The organism is Waddliaceae bacterium (genome assembly GCA_018694295.1).
Lineage (GTDB): Bacteria > Chlamydiota > Chlamydiia > Chlamydiales > JABHNK01 > JABHNK01.
The window spans coordinates 1-6,172 of sequence record JABHNK010000047.1 but is presented as its reverse complement, the minus strand read 5'-3'; the positions used below and the strand labels follow the sequence as shown (position 1 = coordinate 6,172).

6 protein-coding genes and 2 tRNA genes are annotated in these 6,172 nt (G+C 44.6%); 5 read left to right on the top strand and 3 right to left on the bottom strand.

Going from position 1 to position 6,172, the window contains the following annotated elements:
* Nucleotides 1–76: 76 nt before the first annotated feature.
* A complete protein-coding gene (locus HN980_04915; GenBank protein MBT6928815.1) occupies nt 77–1,369 on the top strand; it encodes a hypothetical protein in 1,293 nt (430 codons plus the stop codon).
* An 80-nt stretch (nt 1,370–1,449) separates the two neighbouring features.
* Here the strand turns inward: HN980_04915 and HN980_04910 are convergent, their stop codons facing one another.
* The 3 genes from HN980_04910 to queF form a co-directional block, all read right to left on the bottom strand.
* Nucleotides 1,450–2,085: an MBL fold metallo-hydrolase gene (locus HN980_04910; GenBank protein ID MBT6928814.1), complete on the bottom strand. Its 636-nt coding sequence runs from the start codon at nt 2,083–2,085 to the stop codon at nt 1,450–1,452.
* A 24-nt stretch (nt 2,086–2,109) separates the two neighbouring features.
* Nucleotides 2,110–2,183 (bottom strand) — tRNA-Arg (locus HN980_04905).
* Nucleotides 2,184–2,238: 55 nt separating this feature from the next.
* On the bottom strand, nt 2,239–3,060 hold the full coding sequence (gene queF, locus HN980_04900) for an NADPH-dependent 7-cyano-7-deazaguanine reductase QueF (protein ID MBT6928813.1): 822 nt from the start codon (nt 3,058–3,060) through the stop codon (nt 2,239–2,241).
* A 124-nt stretch (nt 3,061–3,184) separates the two neighbouring features.
* Between queF and HN980_04895 the strand changes: the two genes are divergently transcribed.
* The 4 genes from HN980_04895 to HN980_04880 form a co-directional block, all read left to right on the top strand.
* A tRNA-Thr gene (locus HN980_04895) sits at nt 3,185–3,258 on the top strand.
* Nucleotides 3,259–3,369: 111 nt separating this feature from the next.
* On the top strand, nt 3,370–4,362 hold the full coding sequence (locus HN980_04890) for a MoxR family ATPase (protein ID MBT6928812.1): 993 nt from the start codon (nt 3,370–3,372) through the stop codon (nt 4,360–4,362).
* A 35-nt stretch (nt 4,363–4,397) separates the two neighbouring features.
* Nucleotides 4,398–5,270 (top strand): DUF58 domain-containing protein, encoded by an 873-nt coding sequence (locus HN980_04885; GenBank protein MBT6928811.1) that lies wholly within the window; start codon nt 4,398–4,400, stop codon nt 5,268–5,270.
* 3 nt (nt 5,271–5,273) lie between these two features.
* Nucleotides 5,274–6,172 (top strand): hypothetical protein (locus tag HN980_04880; protein ID MBT6928810.1); only part of this gene is annotated, 899 nt, incomplete at its 3' end.

The window sequence follows — 6,172 nt, the reverse complement described above, 5'->3', positions numbered from 1 at the left end:
TCTGTAAGCGCTACAAAGTTTTTTAAATCCTTTTCCATTAGAGGGATGTTGGAACAAAACAAAAATGGAGTACAATATGAAATTAACTAAAATATTATTGGTCGGGATCGCAGTATTATCAACTACTGCTATGTTCGCCCAGCGTGCTGGAGACTATGAAGAAATTCTAGATTTCTCTGAAGCGCAAAAAAAAGAACTTACTCATCTTGGTAAAGGTGAATTAAGTATCGGTGGCGATGTTCGCTTTGAATTCCAGAGCATCAAAGAAAAATATAACGATCTTGACGTTACTGGCAGCAAAAGCCGTAACAATCCTGATGCTGTAACTACAGCAGACCAAGGGTTTGATGTAGAAGTCAACCTAGTTATAGATCACAAAACTGAAAACACATGGGCACACGCTAAACTTGCTTTCGATAACGATGCAGGCGCTGGATCAGTCATTGATACAACTAATGTTTCAGAATTTGCAGCTGCTGGCGTCCATGATTTCACAGGCGCAAACAACAATATTGCTCTTGAGCAAGCATATTTCGGAATCAACCTTTTCGAAGATGGCGCATCACGCTTAGATTTCGAACTCGGACGTAACTTTGGTTACAAATGGTTCGATTCTAAAATACAATTCGCAAGCCGTTTTGACGGTGCTTTCTTGAAGTATGGCAACAGCTTCGAAGGCGTTGGCGATTTCTATATCAAAGCAGGATCTTTCCTAATAAACGAAAAGAGAGATCACTACGGTTCTGTTGGAGAACTTGGTATAATGGATATTGCTGATACTGGCTTATATGTTAAGTATTCGTACATAAGCTGGCCAAAGAGCTCTATTTCGAACTATTATCGCGAAGTAGCCGCTTCTAACGACATCAACAGAGAATTCCAATTCAGAAACTCACAAGCAACTCTTGGTTATGTTTTCAACCCAGCTTGGTTGAACAACAACGAGACAAAGCTTTATGGCGCATATCTTGTTAACCACGTTGCTCGTAAAGAAGGAATAGTAGCAGACATTAACAGCAAAGAAAACGCAGCATACTATGTTGGCCTATCTGTTGGCGATGTAAAAGTTAAAGGCGACTGGTTCGTTGATGTTAACTATCAGAGCGTAGAAGCACAAGCTATCGCCGGTTTTGATGTACACGGCATTGGCATTGGCATTGGCGACACAGCCAACGCTGAAATGTATACTGATCGTTATGGCAACACCAACTATAAAGGTTATGAAATTGATGCTCTTTATGCAATAACAGATAGTCTTTCAATCAGCTTTGATTGGGAATCTACTCAAGTTCTTGAAAAGCGTGTTGATACAGCCGAACAGCAGCATAGCTACAAGAAATTCGAAATCGAAACTATCTACGCATTCTAAGCTAGTTTAGTAAAGATTGTGGTGGTCATATGACTGCCGAAGAATTAGGGGTCTCATTGAGGCCCCTTTTTTTGTGTCTGTTAATATCCGAAAAGCTCTTTGGCATTAGGAAGCCACGACTCTTTTGATAGCTGGGATGATGCGCCATGACCCGGGATAAAGTTGGTTTGAGGAGGAAGGGCTATAAGCTTTTCTAGCGATGCCCACATCTTCGAAGCTTCACTCGTTGGGAATGATAGGTTTCCGATACTTCCCTTAAAGAGAGTGTCTCCGGTGATGACAATATTGTCCTCGGCACAGTAGAAACATACAGACCCCGGAGAATGGCCGGGAGTATGGATGACGCGTAGGCTTGATTCTCCTACAGAGATTATCATGCCGTCTTCAAGGAAGCCGTCAGGATCGACGCCTTCAATATCATCGGGAAGCGGAAGCCCATCGGCGCCGGGATTGATGAGGTTAGGAGCATCGTCGCGGTGGACGAGTACAGGAATGTTATAGGTCGCCTTAACCTTTGCGGTGTCGGCGAAATGGTCCCAATGAGAATGTGTGAGAAGTATCGTTGTAGCAGTAAGGTTGTGTTCTTTTATGTGGCGGCGTATAGGGGCGAAGCTATTGGGGGCAGGATCGACGATAAGGGCCTGTTTGGTGATAGTACAAGACACAACAAGAGCGTTGGTTTGGAAGGGGCCTGAAGGAAAGAGAGTGATATCAATCATAGAGAAGCTCTTAGAAGAATTTGCACCGGAGAGGATTCGAACCTCTAACCGCCCGGTTCGTAGCCGGGTACTCTATCCAGTTGAGCTACCGGTGCATGGTAACAAAAAATATTATCGCTCAAAATCTCTTTTTTCGCAAGAAATATGTGCCTATTGCCTGAAGATCGATGCGTTTTCAGGAGATACAGCATAGTTAGCGCGGAAGGGGTTTATGTCGACGCCACCACGACGCGTATAGCGAGCATACACCATAAGCCTCTCAGGAGAACAGCGGGAAAGGATGTCGACGAAGATCTTTTCAACGCACTGCTCATGGAAATCATTGTGTTCGCGGAAAGACACAATATATTTTAAAAGGCCTTCACGATCGATAGCAGGGCCCCTGTAATCGATAATAATACACGCCCAGTCCGGTTGTCCTGTTTTAGGGCAGTTCGTCTTTAGAAGGTGCGAAAAAAGGCTTTCTTCGACGATGTTATCTCTACAGCAGAGGAAGTCTGCGTTTGGCGTATATGTATCGATTGTGACGTCTAGGCCGTCGAGACAGAAGCCGCTACAGTAGGACTGCGCAGGAAGGAAATCTTCAGAAGATGTAATTTTTATTGATACAGGAGCTTCGGCGACATCCGACAAGTCTTTTTCTATTATAAAAGAAAGTTCTTCGACAGAAGTGAAGGCTTTTGTGCTGAAAGAGTTGAGATATAGTTTCAAAGACTTGGACTCGATAATGTTCCTCGAGGAACATGGGAAGGTAATAGAGCCTATTGCGACGCAGGGCTTACCCTTGGCGTCGAGCCAAGAGAGCTCATAAGCATTCCAAATGTCAGCGCCTTCAAAAGGCAGCGGCTCCTCGATACCTAAAATATCGCGTCCATGTTTGCGTGGTATGGGGTATAACAATGACGGTGAATACTCCGAAGAATACACAACTTCATTGCCAAGAGGGGCGTTATCTAAAAAAGAATTATCCATAGTATATAGGGTATCATTAGATGTATTTAAAAGTAAAGCGGCTTTACGGCGCCTTTCATGGGTATAAAGAGAGAAAATGATTGTTATAAAAAAAGACTTTTCCTAAAATGTAGTTTCTTATTACGCCTGGATAGCTCAATTTGGTAGAGCAGCGCATTCGTAATGCGAAGGTTGGAGGTTCAAGTCCTCTTTCGGGCATAAAATCCTGCTGTTTCGACAGCAGGATTTTTTTTGTGTTGTTTTTTTCAAGGGGCATTAATATCCTGTTAACGTAAAAAGCAATTTAAGAGAAGGGACAACATCATGACAATGACAACAGAAGTTGAAGAGCGCAATGTTGCAGTACAAGAACATTGTGGTATTATTACGGCGATACGCGAGGAGATGGGCAAGGCGATAATAGGACAGAGCGCCCTTATTGACAGGCTTCTTATTGCCCTTCTTGCCGATGGACATATTCTTCTTGAAGGGCTGCCTGGTCTGGCGAAGACGCTTGCCGTTAATACATTGGCGCGGACGATATCGTGTGATTTCAAGAGGATACAGTTTACTCCTGACCTCCTTCCTGCTGATCTTATTGGCACATCGATTTACAACCCAAAAGAAGGGACGTTTTCAGTGAAAAAAGGCCCTGTTTTCACCAATATCGTCCTTGCTGATGAGGTTAACCGCGCGCCACCGAAGGTGCAGTCTGCTCTTCTTGAGGTCATGCAGGAAAAACAAGTTACCATAGGCGGCGAAGCATTTGCTACCGGCAATCCGTTCCTTGTCCTTGCCACGCAGAACCCTATAGAGCAGGAGGGAACTTATCCTCTTCCAGAGGCGCAAACAGACCGTTTCATGATGAAAGTAACGATAGGGTATCCTACGCGTGACGAGGAGAAAGCTATTGTCGCGAAGTATGTCGGAAATAACAACAACGCTCCTAATGTCGAAGCCGTTATTGGTAGCGAAGACATCATTAAACTACGCGGCGTTGTCGACGATATATATGTCGACGATAAGATCACAGAATATATCCTCGACATCGTCTTTGCAACAAGGACGCCTAAAGCGTTTGGTGTCGATATCGAAGGGCTTCTTGACTTCGGAGCATCTCCACGGGCGACGCTGACGATGACGCAGGCGGCGAAGGCACATGCTTTTCTCAATGGTAGGGGTTATGTCACTCCTCACGACGTTAAAAGCGTTGGCCGTGATGTTTTGCGGCATAGACTACGCCTTTCTTATGAGGCCGAAGCCGAAGAGATTACGTCTGACGACATTATCGATAGAATTTTTGCTACGATTTTAGTTCCATAATACCAGTTCCTAGGGGAAAGGCACAAATGTCTATTATCACCAAAGAGCTTTTTAAAAACATCCGTCGCATACAGATACGCACGAACCGCGCCGTTGATGATATGCTTGTAGGGTCGTACCATTCTGTCTTTAAAGGGCGTGGTGTGGAGTTCGAAGATGTACGTGAGTATCAGCCTGGTGACGAAGTGAGGAGTATCGACTGGAACGTTACGGCGAAGATGAATTTCCCTTATATTAAAAATTTCCGCGAAGAGCGAGAACTTACTGTTATGATTATCGTTGACATCTCGCCTTCGTCATTTTTTGGAACGACGGGCAAGCAAAAAAACGAGCTTGCCGCAGAGATAGCGGCGGTGCTGGCGTTTTCTGCGATAAAGAACAATGACAGAGTGGGGATGATCCTCTTTTCCGGGGGCGTCGAAAAATATATTCCTCCGCAGAAAGGTGTAAAACACGTTCTTCGCATGGTTAGGGAGCTTTTGACGGCGGAAACGTCTCAGAAAACAACGAATATCGCCGCAGCTCTTGATTTTTTTGGGAAAGTGCAGAAGAGGAGGGCGATATGTTTTCTTCTTTCAGATTTTATAACGGCAGACTATTCTCGCTCTTGTGCCATTGCAGCAAAACGCCACGACCTCATAGCACTTTGTCTTACAGACCCAAAAGAGCGCACGCCGCCGAAGGCAGGAGTTGTAACCCTTAAAGATCTTGAGACTGGTAAAGAGCGCATTATCGATATGTCTCGCGAGGCCGTGAGGACGGCGATAGCTGGCGCTACGAAGTCGAGGCTTTACAATAACAGGAAGCTTATGGAGAAGGTCGGCGCTGGTTTTGTCGATATCGATACAGAGGGAGAGTATTGTAAAGCGATAAGGGATTATTTTGTTATGAGGGAGCGCAGGCGGTAAATAATGAAAAAGCTTCTTATCCTTCTTATTTTTCCGGTTTTGCTATATAGCGAGCAGTCGTGGCACGTTGATAATGGCGAGGGGTTTTCCGTATCTGCAACGCTTACTCCTGAGGTTGTTGAGGTAGGGGATACTATTTCGGTATCTTTGGCGGCAACTTTTCCTGTCGGTTATAATGTTGATATCGAGAGGCTTCGGAACGCTGTCGTTCGCGACGCTGTAAAGCCTTACGAATTCATCGGTGAAGATGTACAGGAAGGCAATGATGGAGACATGAATGTAAAAGAGGTCGTTTATACTCTTGACGCCGTCCGCGAGGGGAGCTTTTCGGTGAGGTTTTTCGACATAGTCTTTGTTAGTGATGGCGATGACGATGTCGTTGTTTATGGCGACGTTTTTTATTGCGATATACAGCAGCCTAAGGTTTTTGATGGCGTCGTTGATGATAGCATCAGCCTTCTTCCTGTCCAGGATAGCCCGGCCGTTGTGTTGTCAGAAAACTGGAATAAATCTTTTTCCCGTGGTGGTAACGGTTTTAATATAGGCAAGTATATATCTTGGATAATTGCGGCAGTTGTTTTCTGTGGTGGGATTTTTTCTTATCGTAGTATTAGGAGAAGGTGTAAAGTCAGGACTATTGTTGAAGAAAATCCACGAACTAAGGCGCTATCAGCTCTTGATGTTATTGAAGGGGAGTTGATGCCATCAAAAGGTCTTTTCGAGGAATATTATGTCGCTGTCACGGACGTTGTCAGGAAATATATCGAGGAAATTTATGGTTTAAAGGCCCCTATGGCGACAACAGAAGAGTTCCTTGATGATATTGTTGGACATCATGCTTTCACGCCAGCAGTGCAGGAAGCTCTTAAGGGATTTCTTTTTCATACAGACCTTGTGAAGTT

Coding starts and splice junctions, on each gene's coding strand:
- HN980_04915 (MBT6928815.1), top strand. CDS start 77: ATGAAATTAACTAAAATATTATTGGTCGGGATCGCAGTATTATCAACT.
- queF (MBT6928813.1), bottom strand. CDS start 3,060: ATGGATAATTCTTTTTTAGATAACGCCCCTCTTGGCAATGAAGTTGTG.
- HN980_04890 (MBT6928812.1), top strand. CDS start 3,370: ATGACAACAGAAGTTGAAGAGCGCAATGTTGCAGTACAAGAACATTGT.